The sequence below is a fragment of the Actinoplanes sp. NPDC049599 genome (assembly GCF_044465625.1).
GTDB lineage: Bacteria > Actinomycetota > Actinomycetes > Mycobacteriales > Micromonosporaceae > Actinoplanes.
Genome location: NZ_JBITLX010000012.1, coordinates 215,802 through 236,918 on the forward strand (window position 1 = coordinate 215,802; position 21,117 = coordinate 236,918).

Sequence of the window (21,117 nt, forward strand, 5' to 3'; positions counted from 1 at the left end):
GCGACGCCTATGCTGAGCTGCGCATATGTGTATCTGACGAGGTAGCCGCCGCGATCCGGTTGCGGCCGGCCTCCTTGGCCGCGTACAGGGCGGCGTCGGCGCGCTGGAGCACCGCGTCGGAGGTCTCGGCGCCGTCCCACTGCGCCACGCCGGCGGAGAACGTCTGGCCCAGCGGGGTCAGCGCCAGCGCCCGGTCGAGCACCTCGCGGGCCTGCTCGACCCCGGCGCCGGGCAGCAGCACCACGAACTCCTCGCCGCCCCAGCGGGCCACGGTGTCCACCTGGCGCAGCGCGCCGTGCCAGGCCGCGCTCGCCTCCTTGAGCAGCCGGTCCCCGGCCGGGTGGCCGTAGCTGTCGTTGAACCGTTTGAAGTGGTCGAGGTCGAGCAGCGCCACCGTCACCGGGGTGCCGTCGCGCCGGGCGTGCTCCAGGGCGCGGGGCAGCTCGTCGTTCCAGGCCCGCCGGTTCGGCAGCCCGGTCAGCTCGTCGGTGCGCGACAGCTCGCGGACCTGGCGGGTCTGCAGCTCGACCTGCCGGACCAGCTGCGCCATCCGGGTGACCACGAGCAGGAACAGCGCCGTGCAGCCGACCACGATGGCCAGGCCGTCGGTGACCGCGCCGTGGTAGAGCTGGGTGGCCAGGATCGCCGGGGCGATCAGCGACGTGGCGGTCAGCACGACCAGCTGCAGCCGGCCCAGCCGGGGCGGCTGCGGCGTGGCGGCCCGGCTCACCTCGCGGGCGCCGGAGTGCAGCGCGGCGATGCCGAACAGCGTGAACGCGGTCAGGAACACCTGGTCCAGCCCGCGGCGGAACCACAGCACCTCCTCCAGGTGGGCGCCGAGGTCACCGAGGTTGCCGAGCAGCACCCAGGTGGTGTCGCCGATCAGGAACGCGGCCAGCGACCCGGTGATCCACCAGAACGACGCGCCGCGGCTGCCGCCGGTGCGCAGCAGCCGGGTCATCATCGCCAGCAGCAGCAGGTCACCCACCGGGTACGCGACCTGCACCGTGCGCCCCAGCACCGTCATGTCGGTGTCCTGCGCGGCGGGGTGGATGACGTAGACCCAGGCCAGCAGCCCGAGGCCGGTGGTGATGGTGGTGGCGTCGACCATCGCCGTCCAGTTGCGCCGGGTGTCGCGGCGCCGGATCAGCAGCCCGAGCCCGAGCGCGCACGCCGGGTAGAGCACCAGGAAGAACGGGTCGGACGGGGTCGGCATGTCGCTCCAGCCGAGCACGTCCGCGCTGTAGATCGCCACGCCGATGCCGGTGGCGTTGCCGAAGATGCCCAGCGCGAAGCACCACCAGGGCAGCCGGTCGCGCACCGGCAGCCGGCGCACGGCGAGCACGATGGCGGCGGTGCCGGCGTACCCGATCGCCACCTCCCAGCAGCTCTCCCACCAGCCGTTCTCGGGAACCAGCTGGTAGCCGGCGATGGCCACGGCCATCACGGCGGCGTAGAGCTTCCAGGTGCGCCCACTCGTCATCGGATCAGCACACTGGGGCCGGGGTGACCGGGCGGGACCCGGCCGGGTGCCCGGCGGTTGCACCTACGATCGGGCGGTGCCGATTCTTGATTCACACGCCGCCGCCCTGGCCGCCGCCGACCGGGTCGCCGCGGCGCTCGCCCCCGGGGTGATCCAGCGGGACCGGGACGGGGCCGCGGCCGTACCGTCGGAAGCGCTCGCCGCCCTGGACGGCTCCGGGCTGCTCGCGATCACCGTGCCGGCCGCCGACGGCGGGCCGGCGCTCGGGCCTGCCACGCTGGCCGAGGTCACCCGGATCATCGCCGCGGTCGACCCGGCCATCGCCCAGGTCCCGCAGGCGCACTACCTGCTGGTCGACGTGCTGGCCGTGCACGGCGGCCCGGCGCTGCGGGCCCGGCTCCACGGCGACGTGCTGGCCGGCCGGCGGATCGGCAACGCGCTGGCCGAGCGCGGCGGCACGCACGCCCAGGACCTGTCGACCCGGATCAAGGACGGCCTGCTCAGCGGCCGCAAGTACTACTGCACGGGCGCGCTGACCGCGGCCTGGATCGCGGTCAGCGCGCTCGACGACAACGGCCGGCTGGTGCTGGCCTTCGTGCCGCGCGACGCCGCGGGCGTCACCGTCGACACCGACTGGGACGTGATCGGCCAGCGCGCCACGATCAGCGGCACCTGCACGTTCACCGACGTGCCGGTGGAGCTGGCGCTGGACTACGCGGGCGCCTTCGAGGTGCCGCAGCAGCTCGGCGCGCGGGCCCAGCTGGTGCACGCGGCGATCGAGGTGGGCATCGCCGAGGGGGCGCTGCGCGACGCGACGGCGTACCTGAGGGAGAAGGCCCGGCCGTCCACCGAGGCGGTCCGGGCCGGTGCGGCCACCGCGGCCGGCGATCCGCACGTGCTGCACCGGTACGGCCGCACCGCGACCCGCGTCCGCGCGGCGGCGGCCCTGCTCCGGGAGGCAGCCGCCGTCCTCGAGGAGGTCGGGCTGGTGCCGGCCGGCCCCGAGCAGGCGGCCCGTGGCTCACTGGCGGTGGCCGCGGCGAAGGCGTTCGCCAGCGAGGTGGCGGTCGAGACGGCGTCGGAGCTGTTCACCATGTGCGGCACCAGCGCGACGGCGGCCAAGTACGACCTCGACCGGCACTGGCGCAACGCCCGGACGCACAGCGTGCACGACCCGCTGGACTGGAAGTACCACCACCTGGCCGCCTGGGAGCTGGCCGGCGTGCAGCCGCCGAACCACGGCCAGCTCTAGGGTCTGCGGTAGGCGGCGAACACGATCGGGGTGCGGACCGTGAAGCCGAGGTGCTCGTAGAGGCGGATCGCCCCGGTGTTGTCGTGCGCGGTGTGCAGGAACGGCAGCTCGCCGCGGGCCCGGATGCCGGCGGCGACCGCGCCGATCAGCCGCGACGCCAGCCCGGCGCCGCGGTACGCCGGGTCGGTGCAGACCGCGCTGATCTCGGTCCAGCCGTCCAGCCGCATCCGCTCGCCGGCCATCGCCACCAGCGCGCCGGCGCGCCGGATGCCCAGGTAGGTGCCGAACGCGGGGGTGCGCTTGCGGAACGGTCCCGGCCGGGTCCGCTCGACCAGGTCGAGGATCTCCGGCAGGTCGTCGTCGGTCAGCTCCACCGCCTCGGGATCCGGCGTGCCGCGCACGCCGGTGCCCACCAGCTGCACGCCCGGCACGCCGCCGGCCACGGTCCAGCCGGGCGGGGCGGTCAGCCCGGGCGCCGCCAGCAGCGGCTCCTCGTCCGGGCCGGCGAGCGCGGCCAGGTCACGCCAGGCGGCCGGGTCGGTGGGGTCGTCGACGGCGGCGAACGGGCTGATGTCGGCGGGGAAGCGGGCGCTGCGGCCGTGCCGCTCGGCGAGGCCCGCCTGCGGGCCGGTCAGCGCCGCCCAGGCGGGATTGTCCAGGATCTGCACGCCGCCGATTCTGCCCGGCCGGCGGGCCCGCGACGAAGCGAAATACCGCACCACCGACCGGTGGGCGGGTGGCGGGCGCCGCACCGCCGTCCTAGAGTGGCGGCATCCACAGGAGCTCGGGGAAGGGACGGACATGCGAGGAACCGGTGTGTTCAGGCCGTCCATCCGTTCCCTGACCTCCGAGGATCTCCTTGCCCACGCTCAATCTCGGCATCCTGGCGCACGTCGACGCCGGTAAGACCAGCCTCACCGAGCGGCTGCTGTTCACGCACGGCGCCGTCGCCACGCTCGGCAGCGTCGACGCCGGCAGCACCACCACCGACAGCGGTGAGCTCGAACGCGCCCGCGGCATCACCATCCGGTCCGCGGTGGCCTCGTTCGCGCTCGGCGACCTGCGGGTCAATCTCCTCGACACCCCCGGCCATCCGGACTTCATCGCCGAGGTGGAACGCGCCCTGGCCGTGCTCGACGGGGCCGTGCTGGTGCTCTCCGCCGTCGAGGGGGTGCAGGCGCAGACCCGGGTGCTGCTGCGCTCGCTGCGCCGGCTGGGCATCCCCACGCTGCTGTTCGTCAACAAGATCGATCGGACCGGCGCGCGCGGCGACGCCCTGCTCGCCGAGATCCGGGCGAAGCTGGGCGTCGGCGTGGTGGCGCTGAACGCGGTCCGCGACCCCGGCAGCCCCGCCGCCCGGACCGTGCCGCGGGACTGGGCCGGCGCCGCCGCGGAGACCCTGGCCGACCACGACGACGACCTGCTGGCCCGGCTGCTCGACGGCGGGCGGCCGACGCCGGCCGAGCTGACCGGCCCGCTGCGGGCGCAGACGGCGGCGGGCCGGGTGCACCCGGTGTTCTTCGGCTCGGCGATCACCGGCGAGGGCACCGACCGGCTCGCCGACGGCATCGCCGCGCTGCTGCGGCCCCGCCCGGTGACCGCGGCCGGCACCAGCGGGCTGGTGTTCGCCATGGAACGCGGGGTGGCGCTGTTGCGGCTCTTCTCCGGTGCGGTGCGCGAGCGGCAGCGCCTGGTGCTGCACCGGCCCGGGCCCGACGGCGGCCGCCAGGAGATCCGCGGCCGGGTCACCGCCCTCGAGGTGGTGGGCGGCGCGGACACCGAGCTCACCGCCGGCGGCATCGCCCGGGTGCACGGCCTGACCGGTGTGCGGGTCGGCGACCGGCTCGGCGGGGCCGAGGCGCCCGCGCCGCAGTTCTCCCCGCCGGGCCTGGCCTGCCTGGTCCGCCCCCGGGACCCCGCACAGCAGGTCCGGCTGCACGCCGCGCTGACCGAGCTGGCGGCCGAGGACCCGCTGATCCGGACCCGGGCGGCGCCCGGCGGCGGCACCTCCGTGCTGCTCTACGGCGCGGTCCAGCGCGAGGTGCTGGCCGACCGGCTGGCCCGCGACTACGGCCTGCTCGCCGACTTCGGCGAGGTCCAGCCCGTGTACGTGGAACGGGTCAGCGGCACCGGCGAATGTGTCGTGGCGCTGGACCCGCGCCGGGCCAACGACTTCTGGGCGACCGTCGGGCTGCGGGTCGAGCCGGGCCCGCCGGGCTCCGGGCTGCGCTACCGCCGCGAGGTGCAGCCGGGCGCGGTGCCGCAGGCGTTCCACCGGGCCACCGAGGAGGCCGTCCGGCGCACCGTCGAGCAGGGCCTGCACGGCTGGGAGGTGATCGACTGCACGGTCACGGTCATCCGGGCCGGCTACCGGTCACCGATCTCGACGGCGGCCGACTTCCGCGGGCTGGCGCCGGTGGTGCTGCTGCGGGCGCTGCGCGACGCGGGCACCCGGGTGTGCGAGCCGTGCCAGGCGTTCGAGGTGGAGGTCCCGGCAGAAGCACTGAGCGCGGTGCTCGGCCGGCTGGCCGGGCTCGGCGCCGAGGTCACCGACTCGGCCGAGCGGGCGGGCTCGTGGACGGTCACCGGGCTGCTGCCGGTGCGGCTGCTGCCGGAGCTCACCGCCGCGCTGCCGGGGCTCACCCACGGCGAGGGCACGCTGGCGAGCCGCCCCGGCCCGGACCGGCCCGTGCGCGGCGCCGCCCCGCGGCGGCCCCGGCTCGACGGCAACCCGCTGCACTACCAGGAGTACCTGCGGTTCCTCAGCTCCCGGCTGCCGGCCGGCTGAGCGGCGACGACGCGGGCCGCCACCGGTGCGGCGGCGGGTCAGGCCCAGATCTCCGTGCCGGTGGTGACCGTCCGGTCGGTGCCGGCGGCCTCCTCGATCGCGAGCGCGACGAGGTGGTCCTGGGCGCCGTCGGCCAGCGGGTACGGCGCCGGGCCGGCGCCGCGGACCCAGGCCGCGGTGGCGTCCAGCAGGGTGCCGATGGCGATCTCCTCGTCGCTCCAGCGCCGCCCCGGGTACGGGTTGCGGTACAGCACCTCGCCGCCGAGCGTGATGGTGTCCGTGTCGAAGCCGTCGAGGTCCAGGTCGTAGCCGGTCTGCCGGCGTACCAGCGGGGTGCGCACCAGGGTGCGGGGCGCGGCGAGCCGGACCACCTCGTCGTCGCGCAGCTCGCCGTGGCTGCCGCGCACCAGCAGCCGGCGGAAGCGCAGCTGGTTGTGCCACTGGTTGTCGGTGAAGTCGTAGAGCCCGGAGCGGCCGCCGCCGAAGTCCAGGGTGGCGATGGTGGTGGTGGCCGGGCGCGGGTCGTCCTCGTCGGTCCAGCCGTCCCGGGTCAGCGGGTTCAGCAGCGGGGCGGTGCTGCGGCTGGCGCGCACGGTGACCGGGCCGCGGCCGGCGCCGAGCAGGCCCCGGATGAGCGAGACCGCGTGGTACTGGTGGGTCGAGGAGACCTGCACCTGGGTCGGGGTCCCGATCAGCCCCGACCGCACGGCCGCCGCGCGGGCCGCGTGCGAGGGCATCAGCAGGTACTGCTCGGCGACCTGGACCAGCCCGGAGGCGCCCACGGCGGACCACAGCTCGCGCAGCCCGGCGGCGTCCGGTGCGGGCGGGGTCTCGGCCAGCACCGGCAGGCCCCGCTCGACGGCCTCGCCGATGACGCCGGGGCTGGCCTGCCAGGGCACGGCGGTGACCAGGAAGTCCGGTGCGGCCTGCGCGACGCAGTCGGCCAGCGAGGTGAAGGTGGGCACGCCCAGGGTGCGCGGGCTGCGCACGACCGCGCCGACACACCGCACGTCGTCGAGCCCGGCGGCGAGGCGCCAGAACATTTCCGCGCGCCACCCGGCGCCCACCACTGCGAAAGTCGTCACCGGCGCACCTTAACCGGACACGGCGGGGCCGGTGGAGTCCCGGACCACCAGTTCGGTGGCCAGCTCCACGTGCAGGGCCTCCAGCGCGTGCCGTTCCAGCAGCCGGGCCAGCAGCGTGACGGCCATCCGGCCCAGCTCGGCCAGCGGCTGCCGCACGGTGGTCAGCATCGGGCCGGTGGCCCGGCTCAGGTCGATGTCGTCGAAGCCGGCGATCGACACGTCCGCGGGCACCCGCAGCCCGCGTTCGGTGGCGGCCTGCAGCGCGCCGACCGCGGCCTTGTCGTTGAAGCCGACCAGCGCGGTCGGCCGCGGGTCGAGGTCGAGCAGCTCGCCGGCGGCCCGCCGGCCCCACGCCACGGTCGGCTCGACGTGCCGGATCAGGCCGGGCGCGCCGAGCACCCCGGCGTCGGCGAGGGCCGCGGCGTGCCCGGCGAGCCGGGCGTCGCTGGCCAGCCACTCGCGGGGCCCGGCCACCACGCCGATCCGCCGGTGGCCCAGGCCGGTCAGGTGGGCGGTCAGGCGGCGCGCGCCCGCGGCGTGCGCGGCCGACACGGCGGGCACGTCGCGCGGGGGCGGCAGCCGCGGGTCGACAACCACGAACGGGAACCGGCGGCGGCGCAGCGCCTCGAGGTCGGCGGCCGGCTCCGGCGGCAGGATCAGCACCGCGCCGGCGATGCCCGGCCGGCCGGGCAGCCCCGGCAGCACCGCGACTTCCTGGGCCGCCTCGCCGGCGCTGAGCAGCAGCGGCCGCTCGTGCAGCTGGAGCGTCTCGGCGACCGAGGACACGATGATCCCGAAGTAGTCGGTCAGCAGGTACGGGCAGCGCACCAGCACCGCGCCGGGGATCGGCCGGGCCGGCCCGCGCGGCCGCGGCCCCGGCCGGTCCAGCCGGGCGACCGTGCTCTCCACCAGCTCGCGGGTCTCCGCGGTGACGCTGCCGCGGCCGTTGAGCACCCGCGAGACCGTCGCGATGGACACGCCCGCGGCCGCGGCGACCTCCCGGACGGTGCTCCGGCCGGACTTTGTTACATCGCCCTGTTTCACAAGCAACCACAGTAGCCGATTGACAGTCCCGTTTCAGCATTGTTTCCTGTCGATGGCGGGGCAACCTCTTGTTCCATTTGTTACACAGGGAGTGGCGATGAGACGACGAGCGTTCGGCGCGGCGGCCACCGCGGCGCTGCTGATCCTGGCGCCCGCGCCCGCGCAGGCGCACGGCGGTGCGGCGGGCCGCACGCCCGAGGCCCGGGTCTGGGTCACCACGGTCGACCGGGCGGAGCAGCTGCACGAGCGGGCCCCGGTCGCGTTCCGCCGCGGCGGCAGCGCCGAGACCACGATCACGATCGATCCGGGCACCCGCTACCAGAGCATGGACGGCTTCGGCGCCTCGCTGACCGACTCCGCCGCCAGCGTGCTGTACCGCCTCGACCTCGCCGCCCGCGACGCCGCGATGCGCTCGCTGTTCGACCCGCGCTCCGGCATCGGCGTCAGCTTCCTGCGCCAGCCGGTCGGCTCGTCGGACTTCACCGCCACCGCGGCGCACTACAGCTACGACGACGTGCCGGCCGGGCAGACCGACTTCGCCCTGCGGCACTTCAGCATCGACCACGACCGGGCGCAGATCCTGCCGCTGCTGCGCCGCGCCCGGCAGCTCAACCCGGACCTGAAGATCATGGGTACGCCGTGGAGCCCGCCGGCGTGGATGAAGACCAGCGACTCGCTGATCGGCGGCCACCTCAAGGACGACCCTCGCGTTTATGACGCGTACGCGCGGTACCTGGTGAAGTACGTCCGCTCCTATGCCGCCGCCGGTGTCCCGATCGACTACCTGACCGTTCAGAACGAGCCGCAGAACCGGCACGACGGCGGCTACCCGGGCGCGGCCGTGCCGGTGGCGCAGGCCGCGAAGGTCATCACGGCGCTCGGGCCGCTGCTGCGCAAGGCCAGCCCCAGAACGAAGATCCTCGGGTACGACCACAACTGGAGCACCCACCCCGGCGACGTCGGCACCACGCCGCCCGGCGAGGACCCGGAGACCGACTACCCGTACCGGCTGCTGGCGACCCCGGCGGCGAAGTGGCTCGCCGGCACCGCGTACCACTGCTACTCCGGTGAGCCGAGCGCCCAGACCGCGCTGCACGAGGCGTACCCGGACAAGGGCATCTGGTTCACCGAGTGCTCCGGCTCGCACGGGCCGGGCGACACCCCGGAGCAGATCTTCCGCGGCACCCTGACCTGGCACGCCCGGACGCTGGCGATCGGCACCACCCGCAACTGGGCGAAGTCCGTGGTCAACTGGAACATCGCGCTGGACAGCACCGGCGGCCCGCACCTGGGCGGCTGCGACACCTGCACCGGGCTGCTCACCCTGCAGGCCGACGGCACGGTCACCCGCGACGCCGAGTACTTCACCATCGGGCACCTGGCCAAGTTCGTGCGCCCCGGCGCGGTCCGGATCGCCAGCACCTCGTACGGCACCACCGGCTGGAACGGCCAGCTCATGGACGTGGCGTTCCGCAACCCGGACGGCTCCACCGCCCTGGTGGTGCACAACGAGAACGACGACCCGCGCACGTTCGCGGTGGCGGTCGGCGACCGCACGTTCTCATACACGCTGCCCGGCGGCGCGCTGGCCACGTTCACCTGGCCGCGCGGGCTGACCTCGGAGCTGGACCCGGTGCCGCTCACCGGCGCCACGGCGACGGCCTCCCCGGCGGGCGAGACCCCGGCGGCGGCGGTCGACGGCGACGGCGCCACCCGCTGGTCCAGCGGCGCCGCGCAGGCACCCGGCCAGTACCTCCAGGTCGACCTGGGCCGGGCGCGGACGTTCCGCCGGGTGGCGATCGACAGCGGCGGGAACCTCGGGGACTACGCCCGCGGCTGGGAGCTGAGCGTCAGCAGCGACGGCACCACCTGGCGCACGCCGGCCGCCGGCGCGGGCACCGGCCAGCTCACCAACGTCGACATGCGGCCGACCCGGGCCCGGCACCTGCGGGTCACCTCGACCGGCAGCAGCGGCAGCTGGTGGAGCATCGCGGATCTGCGCTTGTATTCCTAGATCGCTTGACCCGGCCCCAGGGGCGGACGGCAGGCTGGCGCCATGGAGATTCGCACGCGGGACGTGCCCGAGCAGCACGTCGTGACCGAACAGCGCAGCGTCGACCAGGCGGCGCTGGAGGCCTGGCTGCCCGGGGCGATGTCCCGGGTGGCCGGGGCGGCGACCGCGGCGGGCGGGGTGCTGGGCACCACCGCCTGGCCGCACCTGGGCCGCGACGGCGCGGACCAGCCGGTGTTCGTGGTGATCTACGAGGGCAACCCGAACGAGGGGGAGACCCCGGTGGAGGTCTGCGCCCCGATCGCGGAGCCGGGCGCGGCGACCCGGACCGTGCCCGCGCACCGCGAGGCGTACGTCCGGGTGACCAAGGAGCAGGTGCTCGCCGGCGCGCTCGGCGGGGTCTACGAGGGCATCGAGAGGTGGATCGGCGAGCAGGGCCTGGTGGTGGCCGCGGCGCCGCGGGAGACGTACTGGACCGACTTTCCCGCCGCGGGGGCGCAGGACCCGGTCTTCGACGTCGCGTTCCCGGTGGCGGCCCGTGGCTGAGCGGCTCTCCGGGCTGCTCACCACCGGCGAGTTCGCCCGCCGGTCCCGGCTGTCGGTCAAGGCGCTGCGCCTGTACGACCGCAGCGGCCTGCTCCGCCCCGCCGAGGTCCACCCGGGCAACGGCTACCGCCGCTACGCCGAGCACCAGCTCTACGCGGCCCGGCTGATCGTGCTGCTGCGCCGCCTGGACATGCCGCTGTCGCAGATCGCCGAGATCCTCGGCGCCGGCGGGGCGGATGCCGGCGCGTTGCTGGCCCGGTACTGGACCGACGTCGAGCGCCGGCTGGCCGCCCAGCGCGGCCTGGCCGACCGCCTGGTCCGCAGCCTCGCGGGGGAGGCCCGGGCCCCGGACGGCGCCTGGCCGGTCGCCACCCGCGAGGTGCCGGACCAGGTGGTGCTGACCGAGCAGCGGTACGTCACCTCCGCCGAGCTGACCTGGATCCGCGCGGCCACCGACCGGCTCGCCGCGGTCGCGCAGCGCCACGGCGGCCCGGCGGGGCCCCGGTTCGTGGTGTTCCACGGCGAGGTCAGCGAGGACAGCGACGGGCCGGTCGAGGTGTGCCTGCCGGTGGCCGCCGGCGCCGTCGACCCGGCGGTGGCCGCGGTGCGCCACGAGCCCGCGCACACCGAGGCCTACATCCCGGTGATCCGCGGCCACTTCGAGCCGCCGCAGATCCTGTCGATCTACGACGCCGCCCGCCGCTGGGTCCGCGACCACGGCCGGGTCGTGGCGGCGCCCCCGCGCGAGGTGTACGGCTACCCGGCCGACGAGGACCACGGCGACCCGGGTGACCTGATCTGTGACGTGGCAGTCCCGTACGCCTGAGCACACCCGCGTTTGCCACCCGGGCCGCGGGGCATGTGCGGCTGCGTGACCACCACCACCGCCGCCGCGCCGCCCACCAATCGCTGGAAGGCGCTGACCGTCGCGCTGGTGGCCGGGTTCATGACGCTGCTCGACGTCAGCATCGTCAACGTCGCGCTGCCGTCGATCCGCGCCGACCTCGGCCTGAGCGCCGGCGGCCTGCAGTGGGTGCTGTCCGGCTACGCGCTGACCTTCGGGCTGCTGCTGGTGCCGGCCGGCCGCTTCGGTGACGCCCGCGGGCGCCGTACCGTGTTCATCGCCGGCCTGGCGGTCTTCACCCTGGCCAGCGCCGCCGCCGGGCTGGCCACCAGCGCCACCTGGCTGATCGTCGCCCGGCTGGTGCAGGGCGCCGCGGCCGGCGTGGTCAACCCGCAGGTGTCCGGCCTGATCCAGCAGCTGTTCCGGCCGGCCGAGCGGGCCCGCCCGTTCGGCCTGCTCGGCGCCACCATCGGCATCTCCACGGCGGTCGGCCCGCTGCTCGGCGGCCTGCTCATCCAGGGCTTCGGCGCGGAGTCGGGCTGGCGGTGGATCTTCTTCATCAACATTCCGATCGGCGCGGCGGCGATCGTGCTGGGCCACAAGTGGATCCCGGCCCGCCGCGCCGACCAGCGCGAACGCGAGAGCCTGGACCCGGTCGGGGTGGTGCTGCTCGGCCTCGGCGTGCTGCTGGTGCTGCTGCCGCTGGTGCAGGAACGCGAGTGGCAGGGCCCGGCGAAGTGGCTGCTGCTGGTCGCCGGCCTGGCGGTGCTGGCGGGCTTCCTGGCCTGGGAACGCCGCTACGCCGGGCACGGCACCCCGCTGATCGAGCTGAGCCTGTTCCGGGTCCGCTCGTACGGCCTGGGCGCGCTGATCGGCCTGCTCTACTTCGCCGGCTTCACCACGATTTTCTTCATCTACACCCTGTACCTGCAGAGCGGCCTGCGATACAGCGCGCTGCTGGCCGGGCTGGCGATCACCCCGTTCGCGCTGGGCTCGGCGGCCGCGGCGGCGCTCGGCGGCCGGATCGTCAACCGCTACGGCCGCCCGCTGGTCGCGGTGGGCCTGGCGCTGGTCGCGGCCGGGCTGGCCGGCACGGTGCTGGCGCTGGACCTGGTGCCGGGCGCGGACGGCGGCTGGGCGGCCGCGGTGCCGCTGCTGGTCGCGGGCATCGGCAGCGGGCTGGTGATCAGCCCGAACCAGACCCTGACGCTGGCCGAGGTGCCGGTCGAGCGGGCGGGCAGCGCGGGCGCGGTGCTGCAGACCGGCCAGCGCATCGGCACGGCGGTGGGGATCGCGGTGGTCGGCGCGGTCTTCTTCAACCGGCTCGCGGCCAGCGCCGGCGACTGGTCCTCGGCGCTGCGCACGGCGCTGGTGGTGACCATCGGACTGGTGCTGGTGGCGCTGGCCGCGGCACTGGCGGATGTGCTCGCCGCCCGCCGTACGGATTGATTGACGCAACCGGATGGCCGCCGACAGCGATGTCGGCGGCCATCCGGCGTTACCGCGGAATGGTCAGGCGGCGATTCCCGCCGCTATCGGCATCAGCGCGTCGGCCCGGCCCAGACGGACGGCCCGGCCCAGCGGGTGGGTCCGGCCCAGACGGTCGGACCGGCCCAGACGGTCGGTCCCGCCCAGCGTGTCGGTCCGGCCCAGACGGGTGTGGTGTCGGTGGTGTGCATCGGCCGCTCCCCTCGTGAAAGGACTGTCGTCCCTCGGCTCGGCGGCGACGTTACGCAATTCCGCGGCACGGGGGAACCGCCGCGCGCTGTTAAGGACCCGACAGTGACGCCATTGCGGAACGGGCGCATCATTCGGTGCATCAGCCGAGTCACGGGGGGCTCCGATGATGCTTCTTTCGCGCACCTATGGGGATTTCAGCCGCTACTGGCTGGCCCGGCTGGTGTCGTACGCCGGCGACCAGATCGCCCGCACCGCGCTGCTGATCGCGGTCTTCGACCGGCACGGCGGCGCGGCCCTCGGGCTGCTGCTCATCGCCGCCACGGCGCCGCGGCTGCTCGGCCCGGCGCTCGGCGCCCTCGCCGACCGCTTCGACCAGCGCCGGATCATCGTCGTCTGCGACCTGGCCCAGGCCCTGCTCTACGTGGTGATCGCGCTGCTGGCGCCGCCGCTGCCGGTGCTGCTCGCGCTCGTCGCGGCGGCCGCGACGGCCGCGACCGCGTTCACCCCGGCGGGCCGCAGCCTGCTCCCGCGCCTGGTCGGCAAGGACCGCCTGGGTACGGCCAACGCCCAGCTCGCGGTCGGCGTCAACCTGGGCTTCGCGGCGGGCCCGGCGCTCGGCGGCCTGCTGCTGGCCGGGGTGGGCCTGAAACGACGTTGCTGGTCAACGCAATGACGTTCGTGGCCTCCGCGGTCCTGGTGGCCGGCATCCACGCCCTGTCACCCGCCGCCGGCGACGGCGCCCGCCCGTTCCGGGTCATCCTGCGCGAAGGGCTGACCACGGTCCGCGGCAACCCGGTGGTCCGCGCGGTGGCAACCGGCTTCCTGGTGATGGTGACCTTCGCCGCGCTGGACAACGTGGCGCTGGTCCCGTACGCCCGCGACTCGCTGGGCGCGAGCCCCGTCGCGATCGGCCTGCTCGGCTCCCTGTACGGCCTGGGCATGGTGCTGGGCCCGCTGCTGATCGCCCGCGCCCGGATGGACCTGGTGCTGTACGCGGCGTTCGCGGCCCTCGGCGTGGGCACCCTGCTGACCGGGGCGAGCCCGCTGCTGGCGGTGGCGCTGGCCGGTCAGGCGCTGGCGGGCGCGGGTGCGGGCTGGCACAACGTCGCGGCGGACACGCTGATCCAGCAGCACGTCCCGGCGGACCGGCTGGGCACGGTGTTCGGCACGGTCTACATGTTCCCGTACGCGGCGGAACTGCTGGCCTACGCGGCCGGGACGGCGCTGCTGGCCCCGGTAGGCGCCCGCGGGCTGCTGCTGATCTCGGGCGCGGGCATCCTGGTGACGCTGGCCGTGGTCGGGCCGATGCTGGCCCGCGCCCGCCGGTCGGCGCCGCCGGAGGAGGAGGCCGGATCGGCAGCGCTGCCGGTGTCGGCCGGGCTGCCCTCGCCGGCGGTGCCGGTCGGGCTGCCGGAGCGGGAGGCCGCGCCGGCGGGTGGTTGAGCGGTGAGGGGCCGGACCGGCCCGGGGTTGCGGCTGCTGGTTAGCTGGTCGAGGCCGCCGCGACCCGGCGGGCGGCCGTCCCTCTTCGCGAAGGTGGTTCACGGCGTGCGTACCAGGACCCGGCTGACGACGATCGGTGTGCTCGCGGGGCTGGGGGTGCTGACCGCGGCCGGCCCGGCGGCGGCGCACGTCGAGGTGAGCGCCGACAAGACCCGGGCCGGCGCGGCGAACGTGACGCTGACGTTCCACGGCGAGGCCGAGAACCCGTCCGGCATCAGGTCGGAGCGGGTGGTGCTGCCCGAGGGCATCGCGCCGGCCGACGTGACGGCGGTCAAGGTGCCGTCGGGCTGGACCTTCACCCCGAACGCGGACGGCTTCGTGGTGGGCGGCAAGGCGCTGCCGTCGGGCCGGGACGCCGAGTGGAAGGTCAAGGTCAGGAAGCTGCCGGACGGGGAGACGCGGCTGTCGTTCAAGACGCTGGAGACGTACGCGGACGGGGAGATCTCCCGCTGGATCGAGATCCAGGAGAAGGGCGAGGACGAGCCGGAACATCCGGCGCCGCTGATCACCCTGAAGCCGGGACCGGCGGCGGCGCCTGCGACCAGCAGCGCGGCTCCCGCACCGGCCTCGTCTTCTGTGCCGTCCCCGGTCGTGACATCGCCGGTGCCGGCCACGATCCAGGCCGAGCCGGCCGCGGAGGCCGACGAGGGCTCGTCGACGTGGTGGATCTGGGTGGTGGTCGCCCTGGTGGTGGTGGCCGGGGGCGTGGGCTTCCTGCTGAGCCGCCGCCGCACGACCCCGCCCCCGGCGGAGTAGACCACGGCGCAGCCTCACTCGTGCATCCGCGGGCCGCTCCCGGCCCGCGGGGGATCGGCTGGTTGAGCGCCGACCGGCCGCGGGCCTCGGCCTGTCGTCGCTCAGCCGGCGAGGGCGTCGACCAGGCGGCGGGCCGAGCCCGCCAGGTTCCACCTCTGGGCCAGCGCCAGCAGCGCCTCCGGGTCCTGTGGCGCGGTCGGCAGGGCCGGGTCGAATTCCGGCAGCCGCACGTCCAGCGCCACCTTGCAGACCGGCAGCGCCGCCGCCAGGTAGGTGCGGGCCGCGTCCAGCTTGGTGCGCAGCCCCGGGGCGAAGCCGGCGTCCTTGTCGTCCAGCGCCGCCAGGATCTGCTCGATGCCGCCGTAGCGGGCGATCAGCCGGGCCGCCGTCTTCTCGCCCACTCCCGGGACGCCGGGCAGGCCGTCGCTCGGGTCGCCGCGCATCGCCGCGAAGTCGGCGTACCAGCGGGCCGGGACGCCGTACTTGGCCTCGACGGCGGCGTTGTCGCTGTCCTCCAGCTTGGCCACGCCGCGGCCGCAGTAGAGCAGCCTGGTGCCGCGGGTGTCGTCGACGAGCTGGTAGAGGTCGCGGTCGCCGGAGACCACCTCGACCGGGGCGGGCTGGGTGGCGGCGAGCGTGCCGAGCACGTCGTCGGCCTCGTAGCCGGGCACGCCGAAGGTCGGGATGCCGATCGCCTGGAGCACCTCGAGCAGGACCGGCACCTGCTTCTCCAGCGCGGCGGGCACCTCCTCGACGTCGCCGTGGGCGACCCGGTGCTGTTTGTACGACGGGACCAGCGCGACCCGCCAGGCCGGGCGCCAGTCGGCGTCCAGGGCGCAGACCAGCCGGTCCGGGCGGCGGGTGCGGATGAGCTGGGCGATCATGTCGAGGAAGCCGCGGATCGCGTTGACGGGCTCGCCCGCCTCGGTGCGGGCCGCGGACTCGGGGATGCCGTGGAAAGCGCGGAAATACAGGCTGGGGGCATCGACTGCCAGCAGGGGTCGCTCGGTCACGGAACCAACCTAGCGGTGCCCACCGACACTCCGCGGCACCCGTCCGGCGGGGCGGGATGACGGTCGGCCTAACGACCGTTAAGCTTACGGATGTGACGGTCGAGCGGATCCTGCCAACGGACGAGGCCTACGAGCTGCTGGGGCTGACCCGGGAGATCGCCGCGGGTGAGCTCGCTCCCCGGGCCGCCAGGCACGAGCACGAGGGTATCTTCCCGCGCGACGTGCTGCGCACCATCGGGCGCGCCGGGCTGCTCGGGCTGCCCTACCCGGAGGCCGACGGCGGTGCGGGTCAGCCGTACGAGGTGTATCTGCAGGTCCTGGAGATCCTGGCCGGCTCGTGGCTGGCGATCGCCGAGTCCGTCAGCGTGCACACGCTGTCCTGCTACCCCGTCTTCGCGTACGGCAACGAGCGCCAGCGCAAGTCGCTGCCGGACCTGCTCGGCGGTGACCTGCTGGGTGCGTACTGTCTCTCGGAGCCGCAGGGCGGCTCGGACGCCGCCGCGCTGAGCACCCGGGCCGTGCGCGACGGCGACGACTATGTCGTCACCGGCACGAAGGCCTGGATCACCCACGGCGGCCAGGCCGACTTCTACAACATCTTCTGCCGCACCGGCGGGCCCGGCCCGGCCGGCATCTCCTGCCTGCTGGCCGACGCCGACACGCCCGGGATCCTGCCGCAGGCACCGGAACGCACGATGGGCCTGCGCTCGTCGGCGCCGGCCCAGATCGTCTTCGACGACGCCCGGGTGCCGGCCGAGCGGCTGGTCGGCGACGAGGGCGTCGGCTTCCGGATCGCCATGCAGGCGCTCGACGCGGGCCGGCTGGGCATCGCGGCCTGCGCGGTCGGCCTGGCCCAGGCCGCGCTCGACTACGCCGCCGGGTACGCCCGCGAGCGCGTGCAGTTCGGCCGGGCGATCGGCGAGTTCCAGGGCATCGGCTTCATGCTGGCCGACATGGCCACGGAGATCTCCGCGGCCCGCGCGCTGCTGCTGCACGCCGCCCGGCTCAAGGACGCCGGCCGGCCGTTCACGATCGAGGCGGCCAAGGCCAAGCTCTTCGCCACGGACGTCGCGATGCGGGTGACCACCGACGCGATCCAGGTGCTCGGCGGGGCCGGCTACGTCAGCGACCACCCGGTGGAGCGCTGGTTCCGCGAGGCCAAGGTGCTGCAGATCGTCGAGGGCACCAACCAGATCCAGCGCCTGGTGATCAGCCGTTCGCTGACCCGCGGCTGAAACGGGTTCGTTGCCCGGGCGTCACGACCGGTATCTTGTCGCCGTGGAAGAGATCGACCGGGCGATCGTGGGCGCCCTCACCGTGGACGGCCGGCTGTCCTACACCGATCTCGCCGAGCGGGTCGGGCTGAGCGTGTCGGCCGTGCACCAACGGGTACGCCGGCTCGAACAGCGCGGCGTCATCAGCGGCTACACGGCGAAGGTCTCGTACGAGGCGCTGGAGCTGCCGCTGACGGCGTTCGTGGCGATCCGCCCGTTCGACCCGTCGCAGCCCGACGACGCCCCGGAACGGCTGGCCCACCTGGCCGAGATCGACTCCTGCTACTCGGTGGCGGGGGAGGACTTCTACCTGCTGCTGGTCCGGGTGGCCAGCCCGGCCGACCTGGAACGGCTGCTCCAGGAGATCCGCACGGCGGCGAACGTGACGACCCGCACGACGGTGGTGCTGAGCACGCCGTACGAGAACCGCCCGCCGCGGATCGCGCCCGCCGACAAGCCGGAAGCATAGCTTCCTAGGACGCCTCACGGGGGGTGCGCCGGGCCGCCTCAGGAGAAGTCGGCGAACGAGTGGATCCTCAGGTCGAGCGGGCACGCGCCGCCCTCGGTCCGCACCGCGGTCACGGTGAGCGTGCGGCTCCGGGGCAGCCGGAAGGCCGCGGGCCGCGACGGCCTGGCCGGAGGCCACGGTGGCGTCGCCGTCGAGCACCTGTCAGCTGACCGTGCCGGCGTCCGCGCACCCGACGGTCTCGGTCACCAGCGTGGCCCGGGCAGCCGGTTGCCGTCCGGCACGGCGAAGCCCGCGCTCCCCGTGCCCGGCAGGGCCCATTTCTGGTACGTGAGGCAGGCGCCCTCGCCGCACTGGTCGGTCACCTCGATGCGGGGCCGGTCGCCGGCCACCACCGTCAGCGGAACCGTCAGCAGCATCGGCCGGCTCGGCCTGGATCGTGGCCGGCGCCGGCGATGTGACGACCTGGGACGGCACAGAAGACGAGGCCGGGGCAGACCAGCACCGCCGGCACCGTGGCGGCCAGACCGGCGCGGATCCGGCGGCGGCCCTGGCCCGCGTCCGCTGCTCGGCCGCGGCGCGGATCCGGGCATCTCCGGGCCCGGCGCCCGGTCCCACCGGAGCCGGCGCCGGAGCCGGAGCCGACAATCATCCGAACGAGACCCGGCCGGGTCAGGCCGCCGCGTCGGTCAGGGCCTGGAAGAGCCGGGCCGGGTCCTCGGCCAGCCGGTTGCAGACGTAGAGCCACCACTCGGTGCCGAACACCACGTACTCGCGGGTCGGGTGGCCGTGGCCGGCCAGCGCCGCCAGCCGGTCCGGGCCCAGCCCCAGCAGCGTCTCGAACTCCCACGGCGCGTCCGGCGCCGGCTCGCCCAGCAGCGCCTCGAGCCGGTGGATCAGGTCCCAGTCGTGGGTGGCGAACGAGCACAGGTGGCCCGACTCCGCCAGCGACCCGGCCAGCTGCAGGTACGCCGTGGCCAGGGCCGCGTCGTCGCGGGCGTACGCGATGGTCTCGGGCTCGAGGAACGCCCCCTTGACCAGGCGGATCCGGCCCGGCAGGCGCAGCAGGCCGGCCAGGTCCGTGGGGGAGCGGTGCAGCCGTGCCTGCACGGTGACCCCGACGTGGCCGAAGCGCTCGCTGAGGTCGCGGTGCACCGCCAGGATCGCGTCGGTGCGGCCGGAGCCCTCCGCCGAGATGATCATTTCGCGGCCGGTGGCGGCGGTGGCCTCGGCGATCCGGGTGCCGTTGGCCAGGGCCAGCTCGGCGGAGACGGCCAGGCCGACGTGGGACAGGTCGAGCGAGATCGAGCAGCCGGCCGGGAGCTTGTCGGCCATCGCCACGAACACGTCGGTCTCGTGCTCGGCGCGGGCGGCGTCGCGGCAGCTCTCGCCCAGGTACTCGGCGTTCGCGCGGTGGCCGCGGCCGATGATGTCGGTGATCCGGGGCACCGCGTCGAGCAGGTCCTCGCCGGCGACGTAGCGGCGGGCCACCTTGCGGGCCAGCGGGCCGAGCACCGGGTCGGCGGGGATGCTGAGCTTGAGCCGCTCGTCGAGGGCGAGGGTCCGGAGCACCTGGGCTGCCTGCGCGGGGTCGTTGATCACCCGTCCAGCCTGCCAAAGAGCAACATCCTAGGACGCTGTAGGCGGCGTGCGCCGCCCTACAGCTTGAACGGCCGCCTACGGCGGGCCTAGCCTGATCATGTGGAGAAGAAGGTTCTGAGCAGGGAGGACTTCCGGCGGTTGCCGCCGCGGGTCACACCCGAGCAGATGGTGCCGACGCAGCCCGTGGCGCACCCGCGCCAGGACCCGCGGGAGGGCACCGACGACGAGTGGCGCATCCGGTTGGGCTGGACCGCTTGACCGAGGAGCCGCTGACCGGCGGGAACGTCGCCGACGCGGTGGTCCGTTCCGGTGACACGGTCCGCAAGCCCTGGACGCCCGCGACCCCGTCGGTGCACGCGTTCCTGCGTCACCTGCGGGCCAAGGGTGTGCCCGGCGTGCCGGAGGTCCGCGGCCGCGACGACCACGGGCGGCAGGTGCTCGCCTACGTGCCCGGGGTGCAGGGTGTGGCGCCGCCGATGACCCTGGACGAGCTGGGCCGGCTCGGGGCGATGGTGCGCGCGCTGCACGACGCCGCGGCCGACTTCGTGCCGCCGCCGGACGCACGGTGGGACGTGGCGATCCCGCCGGACGGCGCCGACCTGGTCTGTCACCAGGATCTGGCGCCGTGGAACCTGATCCGCGACGGGGACACCTGGACCTTCATCGACTGGGACGCTTCCGCGCCCGGGACGCGGCTGTGGGACCTGGCGTACGCCGCGCAGACGTTCCCGCCGCTGGTGGCCGGCGGTGACCCGGCCGTCGACGCGCCCCGGCTGCGCGCGGTGGTCGACGGGTACGGCCTGGACGAGGCCGGCGGGCAGGCCCTGCCCGGGCTGCTGGTGCGGCGTACCCGGGCGATGTACGACCTGTTGCGCACCGGCGGGCCGCCGTGGTCCCGGCTGTGGGCCGAGGGCCACGGGGTGCACTGGGGTGGCGCGGCCGGCTACCTCGCCGCGCACCTGCCGGTGTGGCGGTCGGCGCTGCGGTAGGTCCGCCCGGGCGCACTGGGTGAGGTACGGCGGCGCGAAGGTGGCGCGGCCGGCCAGGTCGGGGTGGGTCGCGGTTAGCCACGGACCCGGTCGGGCAGGGCCGCGCGCTGGCCGGCCTGGCGGCCGCCCGAGCTCGCGGGCGTGCCGGCGGACGCAAACCCAAGATGACTCCCGCCCTGATCAACAAGGCACAGCGCAGGTACGACAGCTGCCAGTTCACCATTTCCGAGATCGCCGCCTTCTGCAGCGTCACCCCGATGACCATCTACCGCAACATCCGCGCCGTCGTCACACGGATAGCCATGCACGTCACGGCGCAGCGGTGGGTCCGGGCATCGCGATGTTCCCAGCGGCCGCCAACGCCGCTCCTCCGAGTTCGGGAAGCTGGACGCAGTGTTTCGGCCCGCAGCTCAGCACAACCTACCGCCGTTACGGATCGGCGACATGGGCGTCAAGTACGCACGCAGGCATTGGAGGTCAGCGCATACGTCGGCTTCCACCGGTGGGTCGCCGCGTGCGTGGCAGCCCAGGATTGGCGACATGACGCCGGTGCCTTCCTCGACGTTTCCATACCCCTGACTTCATCCAGCCCATTGCCGATTTCGTCCGGTATGCGGGATTGGCCCTTGGAGGTCGAGGGGTCATCTCAGGAGGAAAGGGACGCGAGTGGTGGACCTTGTAGCGGCGTTTGTGCCCTGAACAGCGAAGGAGTTGTGTTTGTAGGCAGGCTCTGGAGTTGATGCTGTGCGAGAGATGAAGGTTTGGCCCTTCGGAGTCGCCC

At 74.8% G+C, this 21,117-nt stretch carries 20 protein-coding genes; 13 read left to right on the top strand and 7 right to left on the bottom strand.

All coding sequences use genetic code 11. The annotated features are described in order from the left end of the window. Positions 1-7: 7 nt before the first annotated feature. Positions 8-1,483: a GGDEF domain-containing protein gene (locus tag ACIBQZ_RS22545; RefSeq protein WP_396090706.1), complete on the bottom strand. Its 1,476-nt coding sequence runs from the start codon at positions 1,481-1,483 to the stop codon at positions 8-10. A gap of 76 nt (positions 1,484-1,559) precedes the next feature. Here ACIBQZ_RS22545 and ACIBQZ_RS22550 point away from each other — a divergent pair, with 76 nt between their 5' ends. Next, positions 1,560-2,735 carry an acyl-CoA dehydrogenase family protein gene (locus tag ACIBQZ_RS22550; protein ID WP_396090707.1) on the top strand — a complete coding sequence of 392 codons (1,176 nt, stop codon included), beginning with the start codon at positions 1,560-1,562 and terminating at the stop codon, positions 2,733-2,735. Here the strand turns inward: ACIBQZ_RS22550 and ACIBQZ_RS22555 are convergent. After that, positions 2,732-3,403 (bottom strand): GNAT family N-acetyltransferase, encoded by a 672-nt coding sequence (locus ACIBQZ_RS22555; RefSeq protein ID WP_396090708.1) that lies wholly within the window; start codon positions 3,401-3,403, stop codon positions 2,732-2,734. The two genes, ACIBQZ_RS22550 and ACIBQZ_RS22555, sit on opposite strands and share 4 nt — an antisense overlap. A 191-nt stretch (positions 3,404-3,594) precedes the next feature. Here ACIBQZ_RS22555 and ACIBQZ_RS22560 point away from each other — a divergent pair, with 191 nt between their 5' ends. Continuing rightward, positions 3,595-5,523, top strand: coding sequence for a GTP-binding protein (locus ACIBQZ_RS22560; RefSeq protein WP_396090709.1), 1,929 nt, complete (start codon positions 3,595-3,597; stop codon positions 5,521-5,523). Between the two features lie 38 nt (positions 5,524-5,561). Here ACIBQZ_RS22560 and ACIBQZ_RS22565 read toward each other — a convergent pair whose 3' ends face one another. Continuing rightward, a complete protein-coding gene (locus ACIBQZ_RS22565) occupies positions 5,562-6,608 on the bottom strand; it encodes a Gfo/Idh/MocA family protein (RefSeq protein ID WP_396090710.1) in 1,047 nt (348 codons plus the stop codon). A 9-nt stretch (positions 6,609-6,617) separates the two neighbouring features. Continuing rightward, positions 6,618-7,652 carry a LacI family DNA-binding transcriptional regulator gene (locus tag ACIBQZ_RS22570; protein WP_396090712.1) on the bottom strand — a complete coding sequence of 345 codons (1,035 nt, stop codon included), beginning with the start codon at positions 7,650-7,652 and terminating at the stop codon, positions 6,618-6,620. 97 nt (positions 7,653-7,749) lie between these two features. Between ACIBQZ_RS22570 and ACIBQZ_RS22575 the strand changes: the two genes are divergently transcribed. From ACIBQZ_RS22575 to ACIBQZ_RS22605, 7 genes are all read left to right on the top strand, one after another. Then, on the top strand, positions 7,750-9,666 hold the full coding sequence (locus ACIBQZ_RS22575; protein WP_396090713.1) for a discoidin domain-containing protein: 1,917 nt from the start codon (positions 7,750-7,752) through the stop codon (positions 9,664-9,666). Positions 9,667-9,708: 42 nt separating this feature from the next. Next, positions 9,709-10,209 carry a hypothetical protein gene (locus ACIBQZ_RS22580; protein WP_396090714.1) on the top strand — a complete coding sequence of 167 codons (501 nt, stop codon included), beginning with the start codon at positions 9,709-9,711 and terminating at the stop codon, positions 10,207-10,209. After that, a complete protein-coding gene (locus ACIBQZ_RS22585; protein WP_396090715.1) occupies positions 10,202-11,035 on the top strand; it encodes a MerR family transcriptional regulator in 834 nt (277 codons plus the stop codon). The genes ACIBQZ_RS22580 and ACIBQZ_RS22585 overlap by 8 nt, the downstream gene beginning before the upstream one ends. Positions 11,036-11,068: 33 nt before the next feature. Further along, positions 11,069-12,502 (top strand): MFS transporter, encoded by a 1,434-nt coding sequence (locus ACIBQZ_RS22590; RefSeq protein ID WP_396090716.1) that lies wholly within the window; start codon positions 11,069-11,071, stop codon positions 12,500-12,502. A 394-nt stretch (positions 12,503-12,896) separates the two neighbouring features. Continuing rightward, on the top strand, positions 12,897-13,406 hold the full coding sequence (locus ACIBQZ_RS22595) for an MFS transporter (protein ID WP_396090717.1): 510 nt from the start codon (positions 12,897-12,899) through the stop codon (positions 13,404-13,406). Then, the gene (locus ACIBQZ_RS22600) at positions 13,403-14,176 is read left to right on the top strand and encodes an MFS transporter (RefSeq protein WP_396090718.1); all 774 of its coding nucleotides are present in this window, start codon (positions 13,403-13,405) and stop codon (positions 14,174-14,176) included. The genes ACIBQZ_RS22595 and ACIBQZ_RS22600 overlap by 4 nt, the downstream gene beginning before the upstream one ends. A gap of 105 nt (positions 14,177-14,281) precedes the next feature. Beyond that, on the top strand, positions 14,282-14,992 hold the full coding sequence (locus ACIBQZ_RS22605) for a DUF1775 domain-containing protein (protein WP_396090719.1): 711 nt from the start codon (positions 14,282-14,284) through the stop codon (positions 14,990-14,992). A 101-nt stretch (positions 14,993-15,093) separates the two neighbouring features. Here the strand turns inward: ACIBQZ_RS22605 and ACIBQZ_RS22610 are convergent, their stop codons facing one another. Then, a complete protein-coding gene (locus ACIBQZ_RS22610; protein ID WP_396090720.1) occupies positions 15,094-16,005 on the bottom strand; it encodes a 5'-3' exonuclease H3TH domain-containing protein in 912 nt (303 codons plus the stop codon). Between the two features lie 92 nt (positions 16,006-16,097). Between ACIBQZ_RS22610 and ACIBQZ_RS22615 the strand changes: the two genes are divergently transcribed. Together ACIBQZ_RS22615 and ACIBQZ_RS22620 are read left to right on the top strand one after the other, a co-directional pair. Next, positions 16,098-17,240, top strand: a complete 1,143-nt coding sequence (locus ACIBQZ_RS22615) for an acyl-CoA dehydrogenase family protein (RefSeq protein WP_396090721.1) — start codon at positions 16,098-16,100, stop codon at positions 17,238-17,240. A gap of 43 nt (positions 17,241-17,283) precedes the next feature. Beyond that, complete coding sequence (locus ACIBQZ_RS22620) at positions 17,284-17,748, top strand: Lrp/AsnC family transcriptional regulator (protein ID WP_396090722.1); 465 nt, start codon at positions 17,284-17,286, stop codon at positions 17,746-17,748. Between the two features lie 242 nt (positions 17,749-17,990). Here ACIBQZ_RS22620 and ACIBQZ_RS22625 read toward each other — a convergent pair whose 3' ends face one another. After that, on the bottom strand, positions 17,991-18,164 hold the full coding sequence (locus tag ACIBQZ_RS22625; protein ID WP_396090723.1) for a hypothetical protein: 174 nt from the start codon (positions 18,162-18,164) through the stop codon (positions 17,991-17,993). Between the two features lie 253 nt (positions 18,165-18,417). Then, on the bottom strand, positions 18,418-19,347 hold the full coding sequence (locus ACIBQZ_RS22630) for a proline dehydrogenase family protein (protein WP_396090724.1): 930 nt from the start codon (positions 19,345-19,347) through the stop codon (positions 18,418-18,420). Positions 19,348-19,446: 99 nt separating this feature from the next. Here ACIBQZ_RS22630 and ACIBQZ_RS22635 point away from each other — a divergent pair, with 99 nt between their 5' ends. Then, the gene (locus ACIBQZ_RS22635; RefSeq protein WP_396090725.1) at positions 19,447-19,605 is read left to right on the top strand and encodes a hypothetical protein; all 159 of its coding nucleotides are present in this window, start codon (positions 19,447-19,449) and stop codon (positions 19,603-19,605) included. After that, positions 19,602-20,336 carry a phosphotransferase enzyme family protein gene (locus tag ACIBQZ_RS22640; protein ID WP_396090726.1) on the top strand — a complete coding sequence of 245 codons (735 nt, stop codon included), beginning with the start codon at positions 19,602-19,604 and terminating at the stop codon, positions 20,334-20,336. Before ACIBQZ_RS22635 ends, ACIBQZ_RS22640 begins: the two co-directional genes overlap by 4 nt. Positions 20,337-21,117 lie beyond the last annotated feature (781 nt).

Coding starts and splice junctions, on each gene's coding strand:
- ACIBQZ_RS22545 (WP_396090706.1), bottom strand. CDS start 1,483: ATGACGAGTGGGCGCACCTGGAAGCTCTACGCCGCCGTGATGGCCGTG.
- ACIBQZ_RS22575 (WP_396090713.1), top strand. CDS start 7,750: ATGAGACGACGAGCGTTCGGCGCGGCGGCCACCGCGGCGCTGCTGATC.
- ACIBQZ_RS22580 (WP_396090714.1), top strand. CDS start 9,709: ATGGAGATTCGCACGCGGGACGTGCCCGAGCAGCACGTCGTGACCGAA.
- ACIBQZ_RS22590 (WP_396090716.1), top strand. CDS start 11,069: ATGTGCGGCTGCGTGACCACCACCACCGCCGCCGCGCCGCCCACCAAT.
- ACIBQZ_RS22595 (WP_396090717.1), top strand. CDS start 12,897: ATGATGCTTCTTTCGCGCACCTATGGGGATTTCAGCCGCTACTGGCTG.
- ACIBQZ_RS22600 (WP_396090718.1), top strand. CDS start 13,403: ATGACGTTCGTGGCCTCCGCGGTCCTGGTGGCCGGCATCCACGCCCTG.
- ACIBQZ_RS22625 (WP_396090723.1), bottom strand. CDS start 18,164: ATGCTGCTGACGGTTCCGCTGACGGTGGTGGCCGGCGACCGGCCCCGC.